This is a genomic window from Salicola sp. AFF1 (genome assembly GCF_056783195.1).
Window position 1 is genome coordinate 1 of record NZ_JBXAYL010000190.1, and the last position, 259, is coordinate 259.

A 259-nucleotide genomic window follows, 5' to 3' on the forward strand; every position below is an offset into this window, starting at 1 on the left:
CCGAAGCCCGCGGCGCCGGCCGCCAAGGCCGGGTGACGCTGTTCGTCACTTCCGAGGCGTTCGACGCTTGCCGGTCGGCGGGTCGCTCCGCCACCGGCCTTTTGACGAGATACCGTCCCAACTGGTGGTCCAGCGATATTCTGCAGGGCCGGCTTTCGCGATGCCGTCCTCGCTGCGCGCGCCCTGAAGGGCGAAGGTAGCGCCCTGCGGGTCGAGGCAACGGACGATCCAGCTGCCGTCAGGCAGCTCCAGCGGCCCT

At 70.3% G+C, this 259-nt stretch carries 1 protein-coding gene; it reads right to left on the reverse strand.

Annotated features, from left to right (window positions below; all coding sequences use genetic code 11):
* Positions 1 to 45: 45 nt before the first annotated feature.
* Positions 46 to 259: hypothetical protein (locus tag AC1RQI_RS17295; protein WP_481905844.1), on the reverse strand; the 214-nt coding region annotated here is incomplete at its 5' end.